Genomic DNA, 23946 nt, shown 5'->3' on the forward strand with positions numbered 1-23946 from the left:
AAGGCTTGGCTCTGGCAACCGTTTGCAAGGAGGACGGCCATGACGGTGACGATCAAAGACGTCGCCCGCGCCTGCGGCGTGCACGTGTCGACCGTCTCGCGCACGTTCTCGGCGCCGCACCTGGTCAATCCTGCCACGCGCAACCGGGTGCTGGCCGCCGCCGACGACCTCGGCTACCGGCCCAACAGGGCGGCCAGGGCGCTGACGACCGGGCGCACGTTCAACCTCGGCCTCATCGTCGCCGACATCGCCAACCCCTTCTTCCCGCCGCTGATCAAGGCGGCGCAGGCGCAGGCGCGGGGGCGCGACTACCACGTCTTCGTGGCCGACACCGACGAGGATCCGCGGGTCGAGGAGGAGCTGATCCGCACGTTCGCCAAGCAGGTGGACGGCGTGCTGCTGTGCAGCCCCCGGTTGTCCAACCGGATGATCGAACGCCTGGCGGAGGACGTGCCGTTCGTACTGGTCAACCGGCGGATCAAGGGCATGCCCGCGGTGCTGATGGACGTCGGCAAGGGCGCCAGGCTCGCGCTGGAGCACCTGGCCGGGCTCGGCCACCGCAGGATCGCCCTGCTGTCCGGCCCGCCCGGCTCGTGGACCAGCAACGAGATGCAGGCCGCCGCGGCCGAGATGCCGGGCCTCGACCTGCTCTTCTTCGGCCCCAACCAGCCCACCGGGTCCGGCGGCCTGGCGGTGGCGCCGGAGGTGGCCGCCTGCGGCGCGACCGGCGTGCTGGCCTACAACGACCTCGTCGCGCTGGGCCTCATCGAAGGGCTCACCGCGATGGACGTCGAGGTGCCGGGCCGGATCAGCGTGATCGGGTTCGACGACATCCTGCCGGGACGGCTCGGCCGGCCCAAGCTCACCACGGTGACGATGCCCGCCGCGGTGGCCGGGCGGATGGCGGTCGACCTGCTGCTGCAGTCAGAGGGCGAGGGCGCGGTGATCAACCTGGACACCGACCTCATCGTCCGCGAGTCCACCGGAAGGGCCCACTCATGATCTTCGGAACGCTGCCGTCGGGTGAGACCGTCGAGTGCGTGGAGCTGTCGTCCGGACGGCTGCGCGCCGAGGTGCTGACCTACGGCGCCGTCCTGCGCTCGCTGGAGGTCTCCGGCCGCGACGTCGTGCTCGGCCTGGACACGCTGGAGGACTACCGCACCCGCAGCCGCTACTTCGGCGCCGTGGTCGGCCGCTACGGCAACCGCATCGCCGGCGGCCGCTTCACCCTCGACGGCCGCGAGCACCGGCTGCCGGTCAACAACGGCCCCAACAGCCTGCACGGCGGCACCGAGGGCTTCGACAGCAAGGTGTGGACGATCACCGCCCGCACCCCCGCCTCCGTCACCCTCGAACTGACCAGCCCCGACGGCGACCAGGGCTACCCCGGCACGCTCACCGCCGCGGTCACCTACACCCTGGAGGACGACGCCCTCCGCCTCGACTACGCCGCCGAGACCGACGCGCCGACCGTGCTCAACCTCACCAACCACTCCTACTTCGACCTGACCGGCGGCGGCGACGTGCTGGGCCACGTGGTCAGGCTGGACGCCGCCCACTACCTCCCCGTGGACGACGGCAAGATCCCCACCGGGGAGCTCGCGCCGGTCAAGGGCACCCCCTTCGACTTCACCGAGCCGCAAGCGGCGGGCGAGCGGATGGGCGGCGCCTACGACCACTGCTACGTGCTCGACGGCGACATCGAGGTCAGCGCGGGCGGCCTGACCATGCGGGTGACCACCACCGAGCCGGCCGTGCAGTTCTACACGGGCGGCATGCTCGACGGGGTGGCCACGCCGTACGGGCCCTTCGCCGGGTTGTGCCTGGAGACGCAGCACTTCCCCGACTCGCCGAACCAGCCGCACTTCCCCTCCACCGTGCTGCGGCCCGGCGAGCGCCACACCTCCTCGACCACCTACCGCTTCACGGCCTGACCCCGCGCAGCTCCGTCGCGGCCTTGATGACCAGCAGCGCCACGTCGTCCTGCGACGGCTCCTGGGCGAACGTCTCGACCGCGTGCCGCACGCGTTCGGCCACCGCGTGGGCGCTCAGGCCGCGGCAGGTGGACAGCAGCGCCGACAGGCCGTCGTCGTCGTCGAGCAGCCGGTCGCCGTCGCGCCGCTCGGTCACGCCGTCGGTGACGCACAGCAGCACCTCCTCCGGCGCCAGCTCGAACGTCTCGACGTAGAACCTGGCGCCGGCCTCGACGCCGAGCAGCAGTTGCGGCGCGGCCACCGTGTCGACCGCGCCGTCGGCGCGCAGCAGCAGCGGCGGCGGGTGCCCGGCGGACGCGATCGTGCACAGGGCGCCGCCCTGGGGCAGCGGGATCAGCTCGCCGCACAGCAGGCTGAGGAAACGGCCGTCGTCGCCCTCCTCCAGCAGGGCCTGGTTGAGCCGGTCGAGGATGTCGGCCACCGTGTAGTGCTCCTTGGCCAGCAGCCGGACGGCGTGCCGGGCCAGACCGGTCACCGCGGCCGCCTCGGGGCCGCTGCCGCACACGTCGCCGAGGGCGAAGCACCAGTGGTCGGAGACGGTGAACAGGTCGTAGAAGTCGCCGCCCACGTCGGCGCCCTCCTCGGCCGGCTCGTAGACGACCGCCGACTCCAGGCCCGGCATGGGGGCCACGCGCATGGGCAGCAGGCTGCGCTGCAACACCCGCGAGGTGGTCGCCTGGCGGGCGTACAGCATGGCGGTGTGCAGGTTGAGCGCGACCAGCCGGCACAGGTCGGCCAGCAGGTCGGCCAGCTCCAGCGGCAGGGTCGGCTCGGCGCGGCCGATCACCAGCGCGCCGTGCGACCTGCCCTGCGTGAGCAGCGGGAACGACAGCACGGTCTCGGGGCCGACCGGCCAGCTCACCTCGTTGAGCGCGGTGCGCGGGATCGCCGGCAGCGACCTGCGCAGGTTGGCGTTGTAACGCTCCTCGCTGTGCCAGACGTGGGCGAGCCTGGTCATGCCCGCCAGATCGGTCAGGTAGACCGCCGCCCACGTCGCGATCTTGGGCACGACGAGCTGCGCGGTCAGCGCGGCGATCAGCTCCTCGTCGTGCACCCCGGCCAGCAGCTCGCCCGCCTCGGCCAGGAAGGACAGCCGGCCCCGGTGGGCGCGCTCGCGCTCGGCCAGCCGCTCGCGCTGCACCGGCACGGCCACCTGGTCGGCGATGTGCTGCAGGCTGACCGTGAGCTCCTGGTCGAAGCGGCCCGGCTGGGCCGCGGTCACCACGATGTAGCCGGTCACCTCGCCGCCCACGCTCATCGGCGCGCACGCCAGCGACCTGGCCCGCAGCTGCTGGGCCAGCTCGACGTCGCCGGCCAGCAGGTCGTCGATCATCGACGGCGTCCTGCCGTCGGGGCCGAACACGCCCGCGGCCAGCACCCCGACCAGCCCCGCCGTCGCGCCCGCGCCCGCCGCCACGCCGAACCGGTCGCCGCCCTCGGCGGCCAGCAGCACGTACGCCGCGTCGCCGCCGCTGCTGGTCTGGACGATCCGCGCGATGGTGTCCAGCAGTTCCGCGAACGGCATGTCCCGGTCGAGCAGGTCCTTGATCCGCCGCCCGGCCTCCCTGCGCAGCGGCGCGGCCGGCGGTGTCAGCACGTAGCGGTGGTCGCCGGCCACCATCATCCAGATCGACCGGCGGTCGTCCTGGCCGCCGCGGCTGCGCACGTGGGAGACGTAGACGGGGATCAGCCGGCCGTCGAGGTGGCGCATGCGCGCCTCGCCCCGCCAGCGGCCCAGGGACAGGGTGCCGGCCAGGGACATCGCGTACGGGCCGTGGCCGCGCCAGGCCACCAGGTCGGCCAGCGGCCTGCCGACGGCCTGCTCGGGCGTCCAGCCCAGCAGGTGCTCGGCCTCGGAGTTCCACGACAGCACGGTCCCGTCGCCGTCGGCGAGCAGCACCCCGACGTGCAGGCCCTCGATGGGCGCGGCCACGGTGGCGGGCGCCAGGCCCGGCGTGCCGACCATGACCTCCTGGTGGTCGGGCCCGTCGGTCAGCTCCATGCGGACCCACACCCGTTTGGCGGTCCTGGTGTAGGTGACGCCCCAGGCGTCGGCCAGCATGGCGGCCAGCGCCAGCCCGCGCCCGGACGTGCGCGCGGGGTCGGTGGACATGGCCTCGGGGGTCGGGACCGTCCTGCCGGGCCGGTGGTCGTCGACCTCGATCTCCAGCCTGGCCGGGCTCGCCGCGACGTCGAGGCGGCAGGTCAGCTCGATGCCGGTGCCCGCGTGCAGCACGGCGTTGGTGACGAGCTCGCTGGTCAGCAGCACCGCGTCCTCCGTCAGGTGGCTGAGGCGCCACTCGCCGAGCACCTGGCGGATGAAGCGGCGCGCGTGCGCCGGGGCGTGCGGAGTGCCGTCGAAGGCTGTGCTCGACACTCTGGTCGTGTCCACTGTGCGTCCTAGAACATCACTCGTTGTGGCAGTTCGGTCACAGTCAGAGTGTCAGATGGGTGCCGTTGATACCTCCGGTTGTGAAGAAGGTGCTCCCGGCTTAGCGCACGTCCCGGAGAAGGCCGACCAGCGGCGCCGCGGCGGCCGTCACGACCGCGCAGGCCAGGAAGAGCAGGAAGTAGTTGGGGCCGGGGGCGAAGGGGTCGCTGCCGACGCCGAGCAGCACCGGCGCCAGCGCGGGCGCGACCGCCGACGGCAGGTGCTTGGCCATCGCGAACGCGCCCAGGAAGCGCCCGGCCTCGCGCTCGTCGGGCAGCACCTGGGTCACCATGCCGAGGTCCACCGCGTAGTAGACGCCGGTCGCCGCCCCCGAGACCACGGCCACCAGCACCACGACGGCCACGCTCGCGGTCGCCGCCTTGAGCAGCAGCATGGCGGCCAGGATCACGGTCGCCCACAGGACGAACGGCCGCCCCCCGCCGATCCTGGCCGCCAAGCGCCCGCCGAGGTAGGCCAGCAGGCCGGACAGCAGCGTGCTGACGATCGTCGTCAGGCCCACCAGCGCGGTCGCCGCCGCGGTCGGCATCTCCAGACGGCTCTGCAGGTAGTAGAGCGAGTACGACGAGATCAGCGCGAACCCGATGCTGACCAGCACCCGCTGGATCCACAGCAGGCGGAAGTCGCGCGCTCCGGCGGGCAGCACCAGCAGCGCCGAGGCCAGGCTGCGCAGGCTCACCGGCCGCCGCCCGGCCGGATCGAGCCGGCGGTCCGGCAGCGCCACCCACAGCACGAGCGCGGCCGCCACGGCCAGCGCCCCGCACACCGCGAACGCCGTGACCAGCGAGTCCTTGAACACCTGGGCGGCCACCATCGCGGGCACGACGCCGACGATGTTGCACATCGAGAACACCCCGGCCACCCGCGTCCGGCGCTCGGGCGGGAACTGGTCCACGACAGTGGCGGTCAGCCCGGCCACCATGGCCTGGTAGCCGCAGACGGCGACGATCCAGCCCAACGCGACCAAGGGCACCGAACCGGCCGATGCCAGCAGGAGCAGGCCGGCCAGGCCGGTGAGCGAGCCGCCGAGGATCCAGGGGCGGCGCATGCCGTAGCGGCCGGCGGTCCGGTCCGACAGGTGGCCCGAGACCGGGTTGGCGATCACGGTGGCCACGCCGCCGAGGGCGGTGACCAGGCCGAGCGTGCTCTCCTTGCCCGCCGGGGCGATCTCCTGGATCTTCAGCCCCAGCCCGAGGACGAGCGGCAGCGCGCCGGCGGCGGCGTAGCAGAGCTCCGCCAGGCCGATGGCGGCGACCAGGCCGCGGCGCACGCGTACCGGCTCCTGGGTGAGCGTCATGGCAGCAGGGCGGCGCGCAGCCGCTGGATCCGGGCGGCGGTGAGGCCGTGGGCGAGCAGGAACTTCTCGGCGCCGCCCAGCTCGTCCAGGGTGGCCAGGAACGTGCGCATCGCGCTCTCGGGCGCGTCGAGCAACGCGGCCGGCACGCCCCCGGACGCCCCCGGGGTCTCGGACAGGCCGAGCATGGCCAGGACCTGGGGGAGCGCCCGCGCGGTCAGGGCGTAGTCGCGCACGATGGCCTCGTGGTCCACGCCGAGCAGGTCGAGGATGAGGGCGACGACCATGCCGGTCCGGTCCTTGCCGGCCGCGCAGTGCACGAGCGCGGGCAGGCCGTCGGCGATCTCGGCGACCACCTCGGCGAACCAGGCGGCCCGGTGGCGGAGGAGGGCGGCGTACAGGTCGCCGAGGTCCAGGTCGGCGGGTAGTGCCGCGAGCCGGGCGGGGGAGGAGTCGCCGCCCGTGCCGAGCGCGGCGTGCCGGACCGCGCCGTCATGGACGCCGCCGAGCTCGGCGTCGAGGGCGTCGGCCCAGTCGCCGGGCCGGCGCTCGTCGTCGCCGCGCAGGTCCGCGATGAGCCGGAGGCCGGCGACCAGCCGGGCGTCCTCGGGGGTGAGGGTGTGCGGTTGCGCCGAGCGGTAGAGCACGCCCGGACGCAGGGAGGTCGCGGTGGCGACGTCCCGGAGGTTCAGGAGAGGCATGGGTCATATATATGAGTGGACGGTCCGCGGGAAGGCTGCCCGCATGTGGCCGGAGGATGAACCCTGCGGCACCTTTAAGGTGTTCACGTGCCACGACAAGCCCGCTACCGGGAGATCGCCCAAGTCCTCGGCAGGTCCATCGAGTCGGGCGAGCTGGCGCCGGGCGAGCGCCTGCCGACCGAGGACGCGCTGGCCGAGCGCTACGGCGTCCACCGGCTGACCGCCCGCCAGGCGATGGTGGAGCTGCGCAAGGCCGGCCTGGTCGAGACCCGGCAGGGGCTCGGGAGCTTCGTCAGGCGGGCGCCGCGCCGCATCGAGGTCTCCGTCGACCCCGAGACGCGCCGGCACCGCCCTTCGGACATCGCGGGCATGGCGGGCGTGTTCGGCGGCGGCGAGCGGGTCGTGGAGCGCGCGGAGGCGGCGCATCCCGTGGCGGCCGGTCACCTGCGGCTGCCCGGCGGCGTCGTGCACGAGATCACCACCCTGCTCCGCAACGCCGAGCGGCCCTGCGTGCTCAGCCGCTACAGACTGGCCCCCGAGCTGGCCGGGCTGCGCCTCGACGCCAAGGCGGGCGTGCTCGCCTCGCTGGAGGCGGCCGGCCACGCCTACCGCTACGCCTGGCACGCCATCTCGGCCGAGCCCGCCGACCTGCACGACCAGAGCATGCTGGAGATGCAGGCGGGCGAGGCGGTGCTGGTGCGGGAGGGGCTGCTCACGCACGACGGGCAGCCTCTGTGCCATGTCGAGCGGCGCTGCCGCGGCGACATGATCTCGTTCGTCACCCGATATGACTGAGCAGGACCTCGGTGTCCAGCTCGTAGACCGGCGGCGCGGCCGACAGCGGCACGAGCGTGGCGAGGGCCCCTGACGGGCCGAGGTCCACGCGGGTGAACGCCTGCAGCGGCAGCGCCCGCGTGCGCCCCGCCGGGGGCATGGTGTCGGCGGCGTAGGCGCTGCCGGGGCCCACCCAGACCGGGATGCCGGCCAGTGTGCCGGCGCTCGCGCTGTGCGTGTGACCGGCCAGCACGAGCCGCACGTCCGTCCCCGCCAGCACGCGGGCCAGCCGTTCGGGTTCGCGCAGGCCGATGCCGTCCATGAGGGGCAGCACGCTCGGGATCGGCGGGTGGTGCAGCACCAGCACGCTCCCGTCGGGTGCGGGCGTGGCGAGCGTGTCCGCCAGCCAGGCGAGCTGGTCGTCGTCGAGCTCGCCGTGGTGCCGGCCGGGCACGGAGGTGTCCAGCGCGACCAGCCGCAGGCCGCCCGCCATCGTGACGGCGTCCCAGGGGCCCTCCGCGGCGCGCGGGCGGGCGGCGGCGTTCAGCCCGGTCAGGCCCGCGCGGAAGGCGGCGCGCTCGTCGTGGTTGCCCATGGCGGTCACGACCACCGCGCCCAGCGCGCGTGCGGCCTCCCCGACCGCCTCCTCCAGCAGTCGGTACGAGGCCAGGTCCCCCTGGTCGGCCAGGTCCCCCGACAGGACGACGGCGGACACGTCCGTCCCTGAGGCCAGGACGGCGGCCAGCGCGGCCCGCAGGGCGCCCACGGGGTCCGCCGAGCCGTGCAGCGGCCCCTCGGGTACGACATGGACGTCGGTGAGATGGATCAGCGTGTACGTCATGACTGCGGACGATCCACGACGCCACTGAACGTGATCAGTCATCTATATGAATAGAGTAGGACATTTCGGGCGCACGGCGCGTCTCCGCGCGTGCGACGCCGTCTCCGACGTACCTTTGGCATCATGGCCACCCGTACGCCGAAAAGCGCATCGAAGGGGCCGGCGAAGCGGTCGACCTCGCCTCGATCGACCCCCGCGAAGCGGCCGGCCACGGCGGCGGGGCGACCGAGGGCGAAGGCCGCGAGCTCCGGCCGCAAGTCCTCCGTGACCCATCCCGACCCGATCAGCTGGGTCTTCACGATGATCGGCAAGCTGATCGTCGGGCTGTGGATGCTGCTCGCCAACGGCATCGGCAGCACCGCCCGCGCGCTCGGCAAGAACGCCCGCGAGCTCGACCCCGCACACCGGCGCGACGGCGTGGGCCTGTCGGTGCTGGCCGGCGCGATCGTGCTGGCCGCGATGACCTGGCGCAACCCCGAGGGCACGGTCTCCGGCGTCGTGAACACCGTCGTGCACGCCGTGTTCGGCTCGCTGGCGTGGGCGCTGCCGCTGCTGCTCGGCCTGCTGGCCTGGCGCTACCTGCGCCACCCCGACCAGAACGCCGACACCGGCCGCATGGTCATCGGGTGGAGCGCGCTCATGGTCGGCGTGCTCGGCGTCATCCACGTGGCCAACGACACCCCCTACCCGGCGGGCCAGGGTCAGGGCATGGACAAGGTGTCGGCCGCCGGGGGCATGATCGGGTTCATCGTGTCGGCGCCGCCGATGAGCATCCTGCCGTCCTGGATCACGATCCCGCTGCTGCTGCTCCTGTCCGGGTTCGGCGTGCTGGTGATCACCGCCACGCCCGTCCACCGCATCCCCGAGCGGCTGTCGGAGCTGCGGCACATGTTGTTCGAGCGGCACGCCGAGCCGCTCGCGCCGCGCGAGCCCGCCAAGCGCCGGCCGCGGACCAAGAAGGCGGAGGCCGAGGGCGCCGAGACGGTCAAGCCGTACGACACGCCGGTCATCGCCGAGAAGGACAAGCTGGCCGACCACTCGCCGGAGATCGTGCCGGGGCTCGTCGACGGGCCCGCGGACGAGGAGCCGTCCGTGCCGGAGCGCAGGCCGGAGCCGCCGGAGCCCACGCCCGCGCCGCGCAAGGTCGAGCAGCTCGTGCTGTCGCCGCAGGCGGGGCCGTACAGCCTGCCCGACCTGCAGTTCCTCAAGCCCGGCACGGCGCCCAAGCCGCAGACCAAGGCCAACACGACCGTGGTCAACGCGCTGACCAGCGTGCTGGAGCAGTTCACCATCGACGCGCAGGTGATCGGCTTCACCCGCGGCCCGACGGTCACCCGCTACGAGATCGAGCTGGGCCCGGCGGTCAAGGTGGAGAAGGTCACCGCCCTCACCAAGAACATCGCCTACGCCGTCAAGTCGGCCGACGTCCGGATCCTGTCCCCGATCCCCGGCAAGTCGGCGATCGGCGTCGAGATCCCCAACGCCGACAAGGACCTGGTCGCGCTCGGTGACGTGCTGCGCTCCCAGGTGGCCCAGGCCGACCACCACCCGATGATCGTGGGCCTGGGCAAGGACGTCGAGGGACGTACCATCGTCGCGAACCTCGCCAAGATGCCCCACCTGCTCATCGCGGGCGCGACCGGCGCCGGCAAGTCGGTCTGCGTCAACGGCCTCATCACCAGCATCCTCATGCGCTCCACCCCCGACGAGGTGCGCATGGTGCTGGTCGACCCCAAGCGCGTCGAGCTCAGCGTCTACGAGGGCATCCCGCACCTCATCACGCCCATCATCACCAACCCGAAGAAGGCCGCGGAGGCCCTGGAATGGGTCGTGGGCGAGATGGACCGCCGCTACGACGACCTGGCCGCCAGCGGCTTCCGGCACGTCGACGAGTTCAACAAGGCCGTGCGCGCGGGCAAGCTCGTGCCGCCGCCGGGCAGCGAGCGGGTCTACCAGCCGTACCCGTACCTGCTGGTGATCGTGGACGAGCTGGCCGACCTCATGATGGTGGCCCCGCGCGACGTCGAGGACTCGATCGTGCGCATCACGCAGCTCGCCCGCGCGGCCGGCATCCACCTGGTGATCGCCACCCAGCGGCCCTCGGTCGACGTCGTCACCGGCCTGATCAAGGCCAACGTGCCGTCCAGGCTGGCCTTCGCGGTGTCGTCGCTGACCGACTCGCGGGTCATCCTCGACCAGCCGGGCGCCGACAAGCTGGTCGGCCAGGGTGACGCGCTGTTCCTGCCGATGGGCGCGAGCAAGCCCATCCGGATCCAGAACGCGTACGTCTCGGAGAAGGAGATCGCCGAGATCGTCGCGCACTGCAAGGAGCAGATGCAGGTCGAGTACCGCGACGACGTGGCCGCCGCGCCGGTCAAGCGGGAGATCGACGAGGAGATCGGCGACGACCTCGACCTGCTGATCCAGGCCGCCGAGCTGATCGTGACCACCCAGTTCGGCTCGACCTCGATGTTGCAGCGCAAGCTGCGCGTCGGCTTCGCCAAGGCCGGACGGCTGATGGACCTGCTGGAGAGCCGCAACGTGGTGGGCCCCAGCGAAGGCTCCAAGGCCCGCGAAGTGCTGGTGAAACCGGACGATCTGCCCGGGTTGCTGGCCGACCTGCGTGGCGAATGACCCCAATGCACAGGTCCACGGCGATAACTGATTGAATATGAACCACTACGCACTGTCGTGGTGGGGAGGCGTTCGCTGTGCAGGAACAGAGCATCGGGGCCATGCTGGCAGCGGCCAGGCAGGCGGCGGGAATGACGGTCGCGCAGGTCAGCGCGGCGACCCGGATCCGAGAAACGATCATCAACCGGATGGAGCAGGAAGACTACGACCAGTGCGGGGGGGCGTTCTATGCCCGCGGTCACGTCAAGGCCGTGGCCAAGGTCGTCGGGCTCGATCCCGAGGCCATGGTCCACCTGTTCGACCAGCAACACGGCGGGGCGCCGCAGCCCGTCCGCGCCGCCGCGGTGTTCCAGGCCGACCGCACGCTCGCCCTGCGCGAGCGCCGGGGGCCCAACTGGACGATGGCGCTCGGTGTGGCGCTGGCCGTCGTGGTGGTGTTCGGCACGGTGCGGGTGCTCGGCGGCGCGAGCGACCAGGTGCGCACCGCCGACGTGCACGCCATCACGCCCAAGCCCAGCGTGCCGCCGAACACGCCCATCACCGAGGGGCCCCGCGCCGCGGCGGCCAAGGGCAGGACGGGCAAGAACATGGTCACCCTGAAGATCAACGCCAGACGTACGTCGTACGTCAACGTGCGCGACGGTCAGGGCCGGATGCTCTTCGCCGGGATGTTGAAGGCCGGAGACAGCTCGACCTGGCAGGCCGCCGAGAAGGTCAGCCTGCTCCTCGGTGACGCCGGAGCGGTGTCCTTGCAGGTCAACGGCAAGAAGGTGGACAAGCTCGGGGGCCGGGGGGAGATGGTGAGCCGCTCGTTCGGCCTCGACGCGACGCCTCCGCGGTAGTCCGGCGGGGAGGCCGTGCATCAGGTGGTGGCCAACTCCCGATACCGTAGTGTTCACCATGTCATCCCGCCGAACCGCATCGCTGATCACCCTGGGCTGCGCGCGCAACGAGGTCGACTCCGAGGAGCTGGCCGCGCGACTCGAGGCTGCCGGCTGGCAGCTGGGCGACGACGACCCCGACGTCGTCGTCGTCAACACGTGTGGCTTCATTGACTCGGCCAAGAAAGACTCCATCGACACGCTGCTCGCCGCCGCCGACTCCGGGGCGAAGGTGGTGGCCGCGGGTTGCATGGCCGAGCGCTACGGCAACGAGCTGGCCGAGGCACTGCCCGAGGCGAGCGCCGTCATCTCCTTCGACGACTACACCGAGATCGGCGGCCGGCTCGACGACGTGCTGGCCGGGCGTCCGCTCAAGCCGCACACGCCGCGCGACCGCCGCACGCTGCTGCCCATCTCGCCGGTCGAGCGCGGCAGCGCGCCCAAGACCGGCATCCCGGGCCACGGCGAGCTGCCCGACGGGGTGGCGCCCGCCAGCGGCCCGCGCGTGCTGCGCAAGCGCCTCGACGAGAGCCCGGTCGCCTCGCTCAAGCTGGCCTCCGGCTGCGACCGGCGCTGCACCTTCTGCGCCATCCCGGCCTTCCGCGGGGCCTACGTCTCGCGCAACCCCGACGAGCTGCTCGCCGAGGCCGACTGGCTGGCTCATCGCGGCGTGCGCGAGCTCGTCCTGGTCTCGGAGAACTCCACCTCCTACGGCAAGGACCTGGGCGACCTGCGGGCGCTGGAGAAGCTGCTGCCGCAGCTCGCCGCCGTGCCGGGCATCGACCGGGTGCGGGTCAGCTACCTGCAGCCCGCCGAGCTGCGGCCGGGGCTGATCGACGTCATCACCGCCACCGAGGGCGTGGCCGACTACTTCGACCTGTCCTTCCAGCACGCCAGCGGGAGCGTCCTGCGGCGGATGCGCCGCTTCGGCGACCCCGAGCGTTTCCTCGGCCTCCTGGAGAGCGTGCGCAAGGGCGCTCCCGAGGCGGGCGTGCGCTCCAACTTCATCGTGGGCTTCCCGGGCGAGACCGAGGAGGAGTTCGGCGAGCTGGTCGGCTTCCTGGAGCAGGCCAGGCTCGACGTGATCGGCGTGTTCGGCTACTCCGACGAAGACGGCACGGAGGCGGCCGACCTGCCGGGCAAGCTCGACCAGGAGGTCATCGACGAGCGCGTGCGCGTGCTCACCGAGCTGGCGGAGGAGCTGACCGCCCAGCGCGCGGAGGAGCGTATCGGCACGGAGGTCGACGTGCTCATCGACGACGACCTGGGAGACGGCGGCTACGAGGGCCGGGCCGCCCACCAGGGCCCGGAGGTCGACGGCTCGGTGACGGTCCAGGGCATCGGCCTGGTCAAGGGACAGATCGTGCGCGCGGTCGTGGTCGACGCCGAGGGGGTCGACCTGATCGCGCGCATCAAGGCCAGTCCATGACCAGGGACGAGCGCCGCGTGGTAAGCCCGTGGAACATCGCCAACGTCCTCACGGTCCTCCGGTTGGCGCTCGTCCCCTTCTTCGTCGCATGCCTGTTCCTGCCCGGCACCGGCTGGCGGCTGGCCGCCCTGGGGGTGTTCGGGGTCGCCTCGATCACCGACCATCTCGACGGCGAGCTGGCCCGCCGTTACGGGCTGATCACCGATTTCGGCAAGATCGCCGACCCGATCGCCGACAAGGCGCTCACCGGGGCGGCGCTGGTGTGCCTGTCGATCCTCGACGAGCTGCCGTGGTGGGTCACGATCGTGATCCTGGGCCGCGAGCTGGGCATCACCCTGCTGCGGCTGGTCCTGCTGCGGCACGCGGTCATCCCGGCCAGCTACGGCGGCAAGGTCAAGACCGTGCTGCAGATCGCCGCCATCGTGCTCTACATCCTGCCCGGGGTGCCCGACCCGCTGCGCTGGGTGGTGATGGGCGCGGCCCTGGTCGTGACCGTCGCGACGGGCGTCGACTATCTCGTACGGGCGGTCAAGCTGCGTCAGGTCGCCAGACGGGCGCGTGGGGAGTGATCTGAGCGATGGCGGACGCGGCCGAGGTTCTGGCCCTGCTGGTGCGGCACGACGCCACCGTGGCGGTGGCCGAGTCGCTGACCGGCGGGCTCATCGGGGCCGCGTTCACGTCGGTTCCTGGGGCGTCCAAGGCGTACCGGGGCGGGGTGGTCTCCTACGCCACCGATCTCAAGCGCGATCTGCTGGGCGTGCCCGGCGAGCTGCTGCGGCGCGAGGGGGCCGTGCATCCCGAGGTGGCCGCGGCGATGGCCGAGGGCGTCGCCCGGGTGTGCGGGGCGGCGTACGGGCTGGCCGTGACGGGTGTGGCCGGCCCCGAACCACAGGACGGAAAGCCCGTGGGCCTGGTGTACGCCGCGGTCCACGGCCCCGGCGGGGAGAACCTGGTGCGTGAGTTGAGCCTTGAGGGGTCGCGCGAACGTATCCGGGTAGGGACGGTGGACGAGGCAGTCGATCTCCTTGCAGGTGTGCTGAAGGCCAACAAAGGGGAACATTCCGGATGATTACCGTGTTACGTCCCGAGCGAACATGCGAAGCACGGTCTGACGCGGTGTCGGTGGATACGGGTACGGTGGAGCTGTGAGTGAGGTCCGTGAGCCAACTGCAAGCACCGAGCGCCCGGCAGGCGGGCCTGATGAGTCGCGCGACCAGGCACGAGCGGCAGACCCGGGGAGGCGACGCCCCATGATGACGGCGAGGAGTATGTACGAAGCCAAGAAGACCAATGTGCGGCACGATCCGATCGCGCGGGGCGTGGTGAAGACATCCACGCCGGGGAGGGAGCGACAGATGATTCTGCTGCGTCAGCTGCTCGGTGACGTGCTGAGGCGGTTGCGGGTGCGTCAGGGGCGCACGCTACGCGAGGTGTCCACGCTGGCGCGTGTCTCGCTCGGTTATCTTTCCGAGGTCGAGCGTGGCCAGAAGGAAGCCTCGTCCGAGCTGCTCGCGTCCATTTGCGGTGCCCTCGGAGTGCCGCTCTCGCAGGTGTTGCGTGAGGTTTCCGACCAGTTCGCGCTGGCGGAGCTCCAGGCCGCGCCTGTGCTGGCCGACATGCCCGAGCACGAGCGCCTGCCTCTTGCCGAGACGGTTCCCGGGTCGATCGGCGACACCGTGTTCCCCGAGGTCAAGGACATGGTGGCGGCCTAACGCGGCTGGCAGCCACCACACCACAGGATCAGCCTTTCCTGTGGCTGTGCCCCCATCTCCCCGCGGCTGATGCGCGTGCCGCATCGGCGACAGGGTCTCCCTGCCCTGCCATAGACCCAGGTCTGGTTCGCCGGGCGGCGATCACCTGTCGTCACCGTGCCGCCATGCCCCTTGTTGGCCTCCAGCAGCCGGTGGGCCAGCGTGACGAGCCCTTCGAGATCCTCGATCTCCCCGACCTTCTTCCACGGCCAGATCCCGCGCAGGAACAGGGTCTCGGCGCGATAGATCGTGCCGATCCCCGCCAGGTTGCGCTGATCGAGCAGCGCTTCGCCGATCGTCCTGTCCGGTGCCGCTCGTAGCCTTCGCACGGCCTCGCCCGGATCCCAGTCGGCGCCCAGCAGGTCAGGCCCCAGGTGCCCCACCAGCCGCTCCTCGTCGGCGGTCGTGACCAGGTCGACCATGCCGAGCTTGATCCCCACCGCCTGCCACTCCTCGTTGGCCAGGATCAGCCGCACCTGGTCGCCGCCGGCCGTGCGCCGCCCGGCGGGCATGACCCGCCAGCTTCCGTCCATGCGCAGGTGGGTGTGCACGGTCAGGCCGCCCTCGACCCGGGTCAGCAGATGTTTGCCCCTGGAGACCGTGGTGAGCACCGCACGGCCGCTCAGGTCCGCCGTGGCGTGCCGCGGGACGCGGAAGTCCGACCTGGTCAGCACACGGCCGTCGAGCGCGCCACGCAGGCGCGCCGCGGTGCGGTAAACGGCGTCTCCCTCGGGCATCCCTCCAGTCTAGGTACCCGCCTCCCGGCCGGGGCGGCGGCCACGGGCCCCGAGGGCGCCCGCCGCCATGCCCGGCCGGAGGGTTCAGTCCCAGGCGGCGGGGTCGGCGGCGAGCTGGCGGACACGCTCGGGAAGGCTGCCCGTGGCGACCTGTTCGAGCGTGACCTCCTCCAGGATGGCGCGCTCGGTGGCGCGCAACGCGATCCACACCTGCTGCAACGACTCGGCCGGACCTCGGTAGCCGACATGTTCCGGACGCTCGCCGCGCACGTTGGCCAGCGGCCCGTCCACGGCCCTGATCACGTCGGCGAGCGAGATGTTCGCGGCGGGCCGGGCCAGCACGTAGCCGCCCTCGGGACCCCGCTGGCCGCGCACGAGGCCGGCGCGGCGCATCTGGAGCAGGATGTTCTCCAGGTATTTGGGAGGCATGTCCTGTTCCTTGGCGAGCTCACCCACGGTAGTCGGACCCGCGCCGGCTGCGGCGAGTTCAGCGGCGGCACGGAGGGCGTAGTCGACACGAGCGGAAAGGCGCATGTTCTCGATTATCCCTCCTGGTCAACACTGGTTAGGCGCAAGGTCGTCAGAACGGGCAGGTGATCCGAATACGGCAACCGCGGCGCCTGCGCAGAAATCGCGATCAACCCCTTGGTGAGCAGCACGTGGTCGATACGCTCCTTGGGAGCGTCGGCGGGCGAGGTGGGCGGGTCCCCGAACGCGGTCAGCGGGTCGCTCAGCCCGGCCGCCCTCAGCACCTCCATGGCCGGATCGGTGGGCCGGGTGTTCAGGTCACCCGCCAGGATCACCGGTCGCCTCACCTGCTCCCCGGCTCCGGCGGCGCGGTGCCCGGCCTCGTCGGCGTCCCGGCCGGCGGCCAGGGCGCGGGCGATCGCGGCGACCTCGGGCGCCTGGCCCTCGGGGGCCTGCAGATGGGTGTTGACGATGCCCACCTCCTTGCCTCCGACCTCCAGGACGACCGTCTGGGCCTGCGCGCCCGTCGGGTAGTCATGGGCGCCCAGAGGATGGGAGTGCACCTGCTTGACCGGGAGGTTGGTGAGCAGCGCGTCGCCCCACACCTGGTCGGCGGCGGGCGCGAAGTGGTAGCGCATGCCGAGGCCGCGGGCGATCCTGGCCAGGTCGTCGTGGCCGCCGTTGAGCAGCCAGCCGCGGTCCACCTCGCTGAGCAGCACGACGTCGGGCTTCTGGGCGGCGGCCCACGACGCGATCTTGTCGAGCGACAGGCGGCCGTCCAGTCCGTAGCCCATGCGGATGTTGTAGGCGATCAGGGTGAAGGTGTCGCCCTGCTTGGCCCGTACGGGCGGCGCGGACGGCGCCCCCAGCGTCACGAGCCCCACCAGCAGGACGGCGACGGCCACCGGCAACCAGCCGAGGCGGACCGGCGCGACCGGCCGCGGCGAGTGCCGGACCAGGGCCGTCACGACGCTGAGGGCGGCCACCAGCACCGCCACCGCCACGAGGACCAGGCCGTTGGGGAAGCCGAGGTTCATGTCGTAGGCCGCGTAGTAGACGAACAGCCCGACGAAGAAGACCAGCCCGCCGCCGAGCACGGCCACTCCCGGACGTCGCCCGGCGGGGCGGTCCGGCCTCGCGGTCCCGGCGAGCAGGGAGCCGAGCCAGCCGATCAGCAGCACGGTGCCGTAGGGCGCCGACAGGGCGAGGGCCACCGCGGAGACCACCAGCAGAACGCCGAGGATGACGTCGAAGACCGGCGACAGCGGCGGGTGGGCGGCCTGCACCACGACCATGACCAGGACGACGGCGAGCAGGCCGGTGCCCGCCAGCACCGCCCACAGGTCGGTAGGGCTCTGCTCGGGTTTGGCCCAGCCCGTGGCGGCCACGCCGGTCAGCAACATCGCCGGGCCGAGCAGGAACCACGTCAGCGTGGGCGCGCGGTCCACCTCGGCGGCCGGCGGGCGGAGGAGGCTCAGGAAGGCGGCGCAGACCGAGAGCACCGCCAGCCACGGGACGAGGCCGTCACGCCAGACCAGATCCACGCCGTCCAGCAGCAGATGGACGATCAGCGACAGGCTCAGGCCGCCCATGACGCCGACGGGCACCGCCCGGCGCGGGACGGCGTGGGTGCAGCCGTACAGGAAGACCAGGCCCGCGGTGACGCCGGCCGAGGCGACGTAGAGCTGGCTCACGCCCGCCTGCAGCAGGATCCTGGCGAGGACCAGCGCCGCGGCGCCGCCGAGCAGAGCGTGGCGCGGCTTGGCTAACAGCGCCAGGAAAGGCAGGATGAACCAGGCGGCGGCGTAGAGGCCCATCAGCTCCGGCGGCGTCTCGCCCGCGCGGCCGAACAGGGTGATCAACGACGGGAGGAAGACCCTCAACACGTCCAGCAGCAGCACGAGGCCGAGCGCGAGCATGATCGCCGGGCCGCGGGGGATGGTCATGAGGCATCCTCGTGTTCGGCTCCGATGATATGCAAGAGCTGGGGCGCTAAACTTCCAACAACCTTTTCGAATTGACGGTGGGAATCAGCGTGGAGCGTCGTCCTGGTGTGCCCAGACTTCTCCGGGAGATCAACGATCGGGCCGCACTGGAGCTGTTGCTGGCCACCGGTCCCATGACGAGGGGGCAGATCGGCGACCTGACCGGTCTGTCCAAGGTCACCGCCTCCCAGACGCTCGCGCGGCTGGAGGAGCGCGGTCTGGTCGAGGTGGTGGGCGCGCAGGCGGGCGGCAGGGGGCCGAACGCGGCGCTCTACTCGGTCATCCCCTCCAGCGCGTACGTGGCCGGTCTGGAGGTCGGGCCCGAGCTCATCTCCACCGCCGTCGCCGACATCCACGGCCGCACGATCGCCGAGGTCACCGTCGATCCCGGCGGCCACGACGACCCGGTGGCCGCCGTGCACGGCGCGATCGTCAAGGCCTGCCGCAGCGCCAAGGTCAGCCTGGCCAGGCTGCGCGGTGTGGTGATCGGCACCCCGGGCGTGGTCGATCCGCGCAGCGGCGACGTGCGCTTCTCCTTCGACCTGCCGGGCTGGCACGAGGGCATCCACGAGGCGCTCGCCGGCGACCTGCGGCGCGAGGTGACGATCGAGAACGACGTGAACCTGGCCGCCATCGCCGAGTACGCCGACGGCGCGGCCAAGGGCGTCGACGACTTCGTGCTGGTGTGGGCGAGCCGGGGCCTCGGCATGGCGGTCATGCTGGGCGGCAAGCTCCACCGGGGGCGTTCGGGCAGCGCGGGGGAGATCGGCTACCTGCCGGTGCCCGGCGTGCCGTTGCCGGAGGACATCCGCACCAAGCCGGGCCGGCTGCCGTCGCTGGCGGGCGGCCTGCAGTCGCTGGTGAGCGCCGAGGCGGTGGCCGAGCTGGCCCGCGGCTACGGTTTCACGGCCGAGAGCGCCGGCGAGTGCGTCGAGGTCGCGGTGGCGGCCGGGTCCCGCGGTGAGCCGATGCTCGACGAGATCGCCCACCGGCTGGCTCTGGGCGTGGCGGCGGTCTGCGTGATCCTCGACCCGGGGCTGGTCGTGCTGGCCGGGGAGGTGGGCCACGCCGGGGGATCCGCGCTGACCTCCAGGGTGGAGGAGGCCGTGGCGCGGATCTGCCCGGTGCGGCCGCAGGTGGTCACCACGGCGGTCGCCCACGCCAACCCGGTGTTGCGCGGCGCGGTGCTGGCCGCCCTGGACCAGGCGCGCGAGGAGCTCCTCGCGCCCTGATCCGGCGGGCCGTGGCCGCCTGTCTCAGGCGGTGATCAGTTCCACGGCGGCCTGGGCGTTGGCCCTGGCCGCCCCGTACGTGGCGATGTAGGCGGCGCTGTCGGGCCGCCAGACGGGCAGGCCCATCTCGATCACCGTCGTGTCCTGGCGGGCCGCCACCAGAGCGGAGACCAGTTCCTGGCTCGCCTGGTAGCGGTGGGCGTCCTTCACCACGATGACCAGCGACCGGTTCGCGGCCTTGGCCAGCAGGGCGGGGACGTCGGCGGCCGCGGGCTCGACGCGGACGATCTCGGCGTCCGGCAGCCACGGGCCCACACCCCATGGCACGTTCCCCACGGCGATCGTGGGCGGGGTGTCCACCTCGATCACCAGGGGCTCCACCAGGGGTTCCGTCTCGCCGGTCAGCTGCACGGCGCGGCGGGCGGCGTGCAGGCCGACCCCGTTCTGCTCGGTCGCGATCACCTCGGGCGTGCCGAACCAGGCCCGCAGCGCTCCCACGCGGTCGGCCGCCTCCTCCAGCCTGGCGGCCGGCAGGCGGCCCTCGGTCACCGCAGCCACGATCTCCCCGATGACCCGCTGGACGTCGTCCTCGCCGGGGATCGGGCCGAGGCAGATCAGGTCCGCCCCGGCCGCGAGCGTGAGCACGGCGCCGTTGGCCAGGCCGACGCTCTTGGTGATCGCGTGCATGTCCAGCGCGTCCGTGATCACCACGCCGTCGTAGCCGAGCTCGCCCCTGAGGAGCCCGGTCAGAGCGGCGGGTGACAGGGTGGCCGGAGTGTCCCCGGTCACCACCGGAACCGCCACATGGGCGGTCATCACGGTCTTGGCGCCGGCCTCGATGGCCGCCCGGAACGGCGCGAGCTCGCGGGTGCGCAGCACGTCCAGGCCGACGTCCACGACGGGCACGGCCAGGTGGGAGTCCACCCGGGTGGCGCCGTGGCCGGGGAAGTGCTTGACGCAGGCGGCCACGTTCACCGACTGCAGCCCGTTGACCGCCGCGACCGTGTGCCTGGCCACCAGCGCCGGGTCGGCGCCGAAGGACCTGGTCCCGATCACCGGGTTGTCGGCCTCGGTGTTGACGTCCGCGCTCGGCGCGAGGTCCAGGTTGATGCCGCACGCGGCCAGCTCCGACCCGATCGCCGCGTAGACCCGGCAGGTCAGGTCCACGTCGTCGACCGCCCCCAGCGCCGCGTTCCCCGGGTACGGGCTGCCGACGTGGTAGGCCAGCCTGGTGACGTCCCCGCCCTCCTCGTCGAGCGAGATGACGGGCTCGGCCGAGGCGCGCAACGTCGAGGTGAGCGACCTGACCTGGTCGGGACCGGCGACGTTGAACCCGAAGAGCGTCACGCCGCCCAGGCCGTTGTCCAGCTCACGCAGCACCCAGTCGGGCGCCGTGGTGCCCTGGAAGGCGACGAGCAGCGTGCCGGCCGCGAGGCGACGCAGCCCCCGATCACTCTGACTCATGGCTCCTCATCACTTGAATGACGGCACGATCGGGTACGGCCCGGACCAGGCCGAGCCGTACGAGGATCAGTGCCTGTTACCCCTTCACGGCCCCGGCGGTGAGACCGGTGACCATGCGGCGTTGTACCAGCAGGAAGAAGACGACCACCGGAAGGGTCATCAGGGTGGAACCGGCCATGATCGCGCCCCAGTCGACGCCCTTCTGGCCGAAGTAGTACTGCAGCGCGACCGGCATCGTGTAGCCCTCGGAGCCCGACATCAGGTAGAGGGCGAACACCAGATCGTTCCACGCGGTGATGAACGAGAAGATGCTCGTGGCCACCAACCCCGGCGCGACCAGCGGGAACAGCACCTTCCAGAACGTGGTCATGCGGCTCGCGCCGTCGATCCAGGCCGCCTCCTCCAGCGTCCGCGGCACTGCCGCCACGAAGGTGCGCAACATCCAGATGCCGAACGGCAGCGTCAGCGCGACCTGGGTGATGATCAGTCCGAGGAGCTGGTCACCGAGGCCGACCCGCTTGACCATCATGTAGAGCGGGATGAGCAGGCCCTCCGCCGGCAACATCTGCACGATCAGCAGGATGACCAGGAACGTGCCGCGCCCCTTGAACCGGAAGCGGGCGATGGCCGTGGCCGACAGCAGCGCGAAGACCGAGCCGATGAGCACGGTGCCGAGCGCCACGATCGCGCTGTTGCGCATGTAGAGCCAGATGGAGTTGTTCGCCACGCCCTCGGTCAGCACCTGCGAGAAGTGGTCGAAGGTGAAGTGCGTCGGGAACGGGATGAACTCCGTCGTGAAGATCTGGTCGTTCTCCTTGAAGCCGGTGGAGACCATCCAGTAGACGGGGAAGACCGCGTAGAGGAAGACCAGCACACCGGCCGTGTTCAGGAGGATCTTCCCGAGCTTCTTGCGGGCCAGCGGGTTCACATCTCCTCCTGCTTCACGATCTGCCGGACGTACGCGACGGTGATGATGAGCAGGATGATCGTCAGCACGATGGAGATCGCCGCGCCGGTGCCCAGCTTCTGCGGGGGCCTGAACGCCTCCGCGACCGAGTACATCGACAGGTTGAAGCCGTCGCGGTTGGTCGGGCCGTTCATCAGCACGTAGAGCTGGCTGAAGACCTTGAAGTCCCAGATGATCGACAGGATCGTCAGGACGGCGAAGACCGGCTTGAGCAGCGGCAGGGTGATCTTCCTGAAGGTCCGCCACGCCCCCGAGCCGTCGACCTTCGCCGCCTCGTACAGCTCGGCCGGGATGCCCTTGAGACCCGCCAGCACCGAGACCGCGATGAACGGGAACCCGGCCCACACCACGCACACGATCAGCGCGACGTACAGCGGGAAGGTCTCGTTGAGCCATGGGGTGCCCGTCCAGTCCCGCTGGCCGGCGGGTGGCGCGGCCAGCCAGTCGGGCAGCAGGTTGAGCAGCCAGTTGACGATGCCGGACTCGGCGTCGAAGAGCGAGCGCCAGATGACGCCCTGGGCGACCGGCGGCACGGCCCAGGCGAACATGCACCCGATGACCACGACCAGGGACATCTTCTTGCCGAGCTTGTTCAGCAGCACGCCGATCGCGGTGCCCACGATCAGGGTGAGGCTGACGGCGACGAAGGCGAACACCACGGTGTTGCGCAGAGCCGACCAGAAGATGTCGTTCGAGAGGATCTTGTTGAAGTTGTCCAGGCCCACCCACTCGGCCGGCTTGCTCCCTCTGATCTGCGCGAGCCCGACCTTCTGGAAGGCCATCACGGCGAGCTGGAACATCGGGTACAGCAGCAGTACCGCGATGACCAGCACACCGGGGACGAGCAGGAGGTACGGGACGCTCCACGTGGGCATCCCGCTGGCCTTGCCCGGGGTGCCGCCCTTACGGCGGCGCCCCGGGGCGGGGGACGAGCCCCTGCCCCGGGTGACCGTAGTCGTGTTCGCCATCGTTACTGGTTCAGGATCTCTTCGAGTTCCTTGTTGGCGTCAGCGAGAGCCGTGGTGGTGTCCTTCTTGCCCTCGATGACGGCGCGTGCCGCGTTCTGCAGCACGGCCTTGGTGGCGTCGGCCTCGGCCCAGTTGGCGTCGGCCGGGAACGCCTTGGCCTTGGCGAAGGCCTGGGCGAACGGGCCCTGCGCCGGGTCCTCGTTCAGCGCCGCCAGGGTGTCGGGGTAGACCGGCAGCAGGCCGCCTTCCTTGGCGTAGCGGTCGGCCCAGGTCTTGCTGGTGGCGAGCTTGATGTACTCCTTGCCGAGGTCGGCCTCCTTGGTGCCGCCCCACAGCGCGATGTCGTTGCCGCCGAAGAAGGACGGGGCCAGACCGCCGGTCTTGGCGGGCAGCGGGAAGAAGCCGAGCTTGTCGCCCTTCAGCTTGCCCTTCGAGTCCTCCTCGATGCCGGGCAGGTCCCAGCCGGCCGTGAGGTACATCGCCACCTTGTTGTTGGCGAAGCGCTTACGGATGTCGACGGTGTTCAGCGTCAGGTTCGCCTTGCCGGACAGGCCGCCGGTGACCAGACCGGTGTAGGTCTCGAAGCCCTTCTGGAAGCCGGGGTCGGTCAGCTTGCCGACCCACTTGTCGCCCTCCTTGACGGCGAACTCGCCGCCCTCGGACCAGGCGAACGCGGCCAGCAGGTGGTTGGCGTCCGAGCCGCCGTTGAAGGCGAAGCCGTCGACGCCGGCGCCCTTCTCCTTCTGGATCTTCTTCGCCGCGGCGACGAGCTCGTCCCAGGTCTTGGGAACCTCGATCTTGAGGTCTTCGAACCAGTCCTTGCGGTAGAGCACTGCGCGGGCGCCGGCGCCCCACGGGATGCCGTAGATCTCGCCGTCGACCGTCTCGTAGCCGTAGAGGTTCTCGGGGATCTGGGCCCGGTCGCCTTCACGCGCGATGTCGGTGATGGGGGTGAGCGCGTCCTGGCTCTGCCACATCGGGACCTGGTCGTTTCCGATCTCGGTCACGTCCGGGCCCGAGCCCGTCGCGGCGGCGGCGAACTTGTCGGCCACCGTCGGCCACGGGATGAACTCAAGCTTGACATCCGCGCCGGTCTGCTTCTTGAACTCGGCGTCGAGCTCTTCCATGTACTTGGCCGCCGCGGGGTTGCTGTCACCGAGACGCCACACGGTCAGCGTCTTGCCCGCGAACTTGGGGCCACTGGAAGCGGGAGCCGCAGCGCTGGAAGACGGCTTCGGCTCCTCGCTTGACCCACAGGCGGCCAGGCCCAGGGCCAGGGCGGCCGTGGTGACCGTAGTGGCTGTGATCTTCGCGATCCTCACAGGGTTCTCCCTTCCCGGGTGCTGGCCTACGGTCCGCACCAGGCTGATCGTCAAA

Annotated in this window: 21 protein-coding genes; 10 read left to right on the top strand and 11 right to left on the bottom strand. The window is 71.6% G+C overall.

Annotation, left to right across the window (positions count from 1 at the left end):
- Nucleotides 1-39: 39 nt before the first annotated feature.
- Complete coding sequence (locus ABZ444_RS26075; RefSeq protein ID WP_358001843.1) at nucleotides 40-1002, top strand: LacI family DNA-binding transcriptional regulator; 963 nt, start codon at nucleotides 40-42, stop codon at nucleotides 1000-1002.
- Nucleotides 999-1934 (top strand): aldose epimerase family protein, encoded by a 936-nt coding sequence (locus tag ABZ444_RS26080; protein ID WP_358001846.1) that lies wholly within the window; start codon nucleotides 999-1001, stop codon nucleotides 1932-1934. Before ABZ444_RS26075 ends, ABZ444_RS26080 begins: the two co-directional genes overlap by 4 nt.
- On the opposite strand, the gene ABZ444_RS26085 is transcribed toward ABZ444_RS26080, so the two are convergent.
- The 3 genes from ABZ444_RS26085 to ABZ444_RS26095 all read right to left on the bottom strand — a co-directional run bounded on the left by ABZ444_RS26085 (nucleotide 1924) and on the right by ABZ444_RS26095 (nucleotide 6438).
- Nucleotides 1924-4386, bottom strand: a complete 2463-nt coding sequence (locus tag ABZ444_RS26085) for a SpoIIE family protein phosphatase (RefSeq protein WP_358001849.1) — start codon at nucleotides 4384-4386, stop codon at nucleotides 1924-1926. The genes ABZ444_RS26080 and ABZ444_RS26085 overlap by 11 nt on opposite strands.
- A gap of 100 nt (nucleotides 4387-4486) precedes the next feature.
- The gene (locus ABZ444_RS26090; protein ID WP_358001852.1) at nucleotides 4487-5740 is read right to left on the bottom strand and encodes an MFS transporter; all 1254 of its coding nucleotides are present in this window, start codon (nucleotides 5738-5740) and stop codon (nucleotides 4487-4489) included.
- Entirely contained in the window at nucleotides 5737-6438 is a 702-nt protein-coding gene (locus tag ABZ444_RS26095; protein WP_358001855.1) for a tyrosine-protein phosphatase, read from the bottom strand. The genes ABZ444_RS26090 and ABZ444_RS26095 overlap by 4 nt, the downstream gene beginning before the upstream one ends.
- Nucleotides 6439-6525: 87 nt before the next feature.
- Here ABZ444_RS26095 and ABZ444_RS26100 point away from each other — a divergent pair, with 87 nt between their 5' ends.
- Nucleotides 6526-7233 carry a GntR family transcriptional regulator gene (locus ABZ444_RS26100; RefSeq protein ID WP_358001858.1) on the top strand — a complete coding sequence of 236 codons (708 nt, stop codon included), beginning with the start codon at nucleotides 6526-6528 and terminating at the stop codon, nucleotides 7231-7233.
- Here ABZ444_RS26100 and ABZ444_RS26105 read toward each other — a convergent pair.
- Nucleotides 7217-8053 (bottom strand): metallophosphoesterase, encoded by an 837-nt coding sequence (locus tag ABZ444_RS26105; RefSeq protein WP_358001861.1) that lies wholly within the window; start codon nucleotides 8051-8053, stop codon nucleotides 7217-7219. The genes ABZ444_RS26100 and ABZ444_RS26105 overlap by 17 nt on opposite strands.
- Nucleotides 8054-8176: 123 nt before the next feature.
- On the opposite strand from ABZ444_RS26105, the gene ABZ444_RS26110 reads away from it, so the two are divergent.
- The 6 genes from ABZ444_RS26110 to ABZ444_RS26135 all read left to right on the top strand — a co-directional run bounded on the left by ABZ444_RS26110 (nucleotide 8177) and on the right by ABZ444_RS26135 (nucleotide 14709).
- Entirely contained in the window at nucleotides 8177-10687 is a 2511-nt protein-coding gene (locus ABZ444_RS26110; RefSeq protein WP_358001864.1) for a DNA translocase FtsK, read from the top strand.
- A 77-nt stretch (nucleotides 10688-10764) separates the two neighbouring features.
- Nucleotides 10765-11529 carry a helix-turn-helix domain-containing protein gene (locus ABZ444_RS26115; protein ID WP_358001867.1) on the top strand — a complete coding sequence of 255 codons (765 nt, stop codon included), beginning with the start codon at nucleotides 10765-10767 and terminating at the stop codon, nucleotides 11527-11529.
- A gap of 58 nt (nucleotides 11530-11587) precedes the next feature.
- The gene (gene rimO / locus ABZ444_RS26120) at nucleotides 11588-12997 is read left to right on the top strand and encodes a 30S ribosomal protein S12 methylthiotransferase RimO (RefSeq protein WP_358001870.1); all 1410 of its coding nucleotides are present in this window, start codon (nucleotides 11588-11590) and stop codon (nucleotides 12995-12997) included.
- Nucleotides 12994-13566 carry a CDP-diacylglycerol--glycerol-3-phosphate 3-phosphatidyltransferase gene (pgsA, locus tag ABZ444_RS26125; protein WP_357985696.1) on the top strand — a complete coding sequence of 191 codons (573 nt, stop codon included), beginning with the start codon at nucleotides 12994-12996 and terminating at the stop codon, nucleotides 13564-13566. Before rimO ends, pgsA begins: the two co-directional genes overlap by 4 nt.
- Before the next feature lie 8 nt (nucleotides 13567-13574).
- On the top strand, nucleotides 13575-14066 hold the full coding sequence (locus ABZ444_RS26130) for a nicotinamide-nucleotide amidohydrolase family protein (protein WP_358001873.1): 492 nt from the start codon (nucleotides 13575-13577) through the stop codon (nucleotides 14064-14066).
- A gap of 286 nt (nucleotides 14067-14352) precedes the next feature.
- Entirely contained in the window at nucleotides 14353-14709 is a 357-nt protein-coding gene (locus ABZ444_RS26135) for a helix-turn-helix transcriptional regulator (RefSeq protein WP_352323171.1), read from the top strand.
- Here the strand turns inward: ABZ444_RS26135 and ABZ444_RS26140 are convergent.
- From ABZ444_RS26140 to ABZ444_RS26150, 3 genes are all read right to left on the bottom strand, one after another.
- On the bottom strand, nucleotides 14706-15485 hold the full coding sequence (locus ABZ444_RS26140) for a DNA-formamidopyrimidine glycosylase family protein (protein ID WP_358001876.1): 780 nt from the start codon (nucleotides 15483-15485) through the stop codon (nucleotides 14706-14708). The two genes, ABZ444_RS26135 and ABZ444_RS26140, sit on opposite strands and share 4 nt — an antisense overlap.
- Before the next feature lie 84 nt (nucleotides 15486-15569).
- Nucleotides 15570-16019, bottom strand: coding sequence for an Rrf2 family transcriptional regulator (locus ABZ444_RS26145; RefSeq protein ID WP_352323159.1), 450 nt, complete (start codon nucleotides 16017-16019; stop codon nucleotides 15570-15572).
- A gap of 8 nt (nucleotides 16020-16027) precedes the next feature.
- Nucleotides 16028-17899 (bottom strand): endonuclease/exonuclease/phosphatase family protein, encoded by a 1872-nt coding sequence (locus ABZ444_RS26150; RefSeq protein WP_358001879.1) that lies wholly within the window; start codon nucleotides 17897-17899, stop codon nucleotides 16028-16030.
- Nucleotides 17900-17988: 89 nt separating this feature from the next.
- Between ABZ444_RS26150 and ABZ444_RS26155 the strand changes: the two genes are divergently transcribed.
- A complete protein-coding gene (locus ABZ444_RS26155; RefSeq protein WP_358001957.1) occupies nucleotides 17989-19170 on the top strand; it encodes an ROK family transcriptional regulator in 1182 nt (393 codons plus the stop codon).
- A gap of 24 nt (nucleotides 19171-19194) precedes the next feature.
- Here the strand turns inward: ABZ444_RS26155 and ABZ444_RS26160 are convergent, their stop codons facing one another.
- The 4 genes from ABZ444_RS26160 to ABZ444_RS26175 all read right to left on the bottom strand — a co-directional run bounded on the left by ABZ444_RS26160 (nucleotide 19195) and on the right by ABZ444_RS26175 (nucleotide 23891).
- On the bottom strand, nucleotides 19195-20634 hold the full coding sequence (locus ABZ444_RS26160) for a glycoside hydrolase family 3 protein (protein ID WP_358001882.1): 1440 nt from the start codon (nucleotides 20632-20634) through the stop codon (nucleotides 19195-19197).
- A 76-nt stretch (nucleotides 20635-20710) separates the two neighbouring features.
- Nucleotides 20711-21562 (bottom strand): carbohydrate ABC transporter permease, encoded by an 852-nt coding sequence (locus tag ABZ444_RS26165; protein ID WP_358001885.1) that lies wholly within the window; start codon nucleotides 21560-21562, stop codon nucleotides 20711-20713.
- Nucleotides 21559-22569 (bottom strand): sugar ABC transporter permease, encoded by a 1011-nt coding sequence (locus tag ABZ444_RS26170; protein WP_358001888.1) that lies wholly within the window; start codon nucleotides 22567-22569, stop codon nucleotides 21559-21561. Before ABZ444_RS26170 ends, ABZ444_RS26165 begins: the two co-directional genes overlap by 4 nt.
- A 2-nt stretch (nucleotides 22570-22571) precedes the next feature.
- Nucleotides 22572-23891 (bottom strand): extracellular solute-binding protein, encoded by a 1320-nt coding sequence (locus tag ABZ444_RS26175; RefSeq protein ID WP_358001891.1) that lies wholly within the window; start codon nucleotides 23889-23891, stop codon nucleotides 22572-22574.
- Nucleotides 23892-23946 lie beyond the last annotated feature (55 nt).

Source organism: Nonomuraea sp. NPDC005730, from assembly GCF_040630865.1.
Taxonomy (GTDB): Bacteria; Actinomycetota; Actinomycetes; order Streptosporangiales; family Streptosporangiaceae; genus Nonomuraea.

Excerpts from the sequence above, each read along its gene's own strand:
- ABZ444_RS26075 (WP_358001843.1), top strand. The coding sequence starts at position 40 with ATGACGGTGACGATCAAAGACGTCGCCCGCGCCTGCGGCGTGCACGTG.
- ABZ444_RS26080 (WP_358001846.1), top strand. The coding sequence starts at position 999 with ATGATCTTCGGAACGCTGCCGTCGGGTGAGACCGTCGAGTGCGTGGAG.
- ABZ444_RS26090 (WP_358001852.1), bottom strand. The coding sequence starts at position 5,740 with ATGACGCTCACCCAGGAGCCGGTACGCGTGCGCCGCGGCCTGGTCGCC.
- ABZ444_RS26095 (WP_358001855.1), bottom strand. The coding sequence starts at position 6,438 with ATGCCTCTCCTGAACCTCCGGGACGTCGCCACCGCGACCTCCCTGCGT.
- ABZ444_RS26105 (WP_358001861.1), bottom strand. The coding sequence starts at position 8,053 with ATGACGTACACGCTGATCCATCTCACCGACGTCCATGTCGTACCCGAG.
- ABZ444_RS26110 (WP_358001864.1), top strand. The coding sequence starts at position 8,177 with ATGGCCACCCGTACGCCGAAAAGCGCATCGAAGGGGCCGGCGAAGCGG.
- rimO (WP_358001870.1), top strand. The coding sequence starts at position 11,588 with ATGTCATCCCGCCGAACCGCATCGCTGATCACCCTGGGCTGCGCGCGC.
- pgsA (WP_357985696.1), top strand. The coding sequence starts at position 12,994 with ATGACCAGGGACGAGCGCCGCGTGGTAAGCCCGTGGAACATCGCCAAC.
- ABZ444_RS26130 (WP_358001873.1), top strand. The coding sequence starts at position 13,575 with ATGGCGGACGCGGCCGAGGTTCTGGCCCTGCTGGTGCGGCACGACGCC.
- ABZ444_RS26135 (WP_352323171.1), top strand. The coding sequence starts at position 14,353 with ATGATTCTGCTGCGTCAGCTGCTCGGTGACGTGCTGAGGCGGTTGCGG.
- ABZ444_RS26140 (WP_358001876.1), bottom strand. The coding sequence starts at position 15,485 with ATGCCCGAGGGAGACGCCGTTTACCGCACCGCGGCGCGCCTGCGTGGC.
- ABZ444_RS26145 (WP_352323159.1), bottom strand. The coding sequence starts at position 16,019 with ATGCGCCTTTCCGCTCGTGTCGACTACGCCCTCCGTGCCGCCGCTGAA.
- ABZ444_RS26150 (WP_358001879.1), bottom strand. The coding sequence starts at position 17,899 with ATGACCATCCCCCGCGGCCCGGCGATCATGCTCGCGCTCGGCCTCGTG.
- ABZ444_RS26160 (WP_358001882.1), bottom strand. The coding sequence starts at position 20,634 with ATGAGTCAGAGTGATCGGGGGCTGCGTCGCCTCGCGGCCGGCACGCTG.
- ABZ444_RS26170 (WP_358001888.1), bottom strand. The coding sequence starts at position 22,569 with ATGGCGAACACGACTACGGTCACCCGGGGCAGGGGCTCGTCCCCCGCC.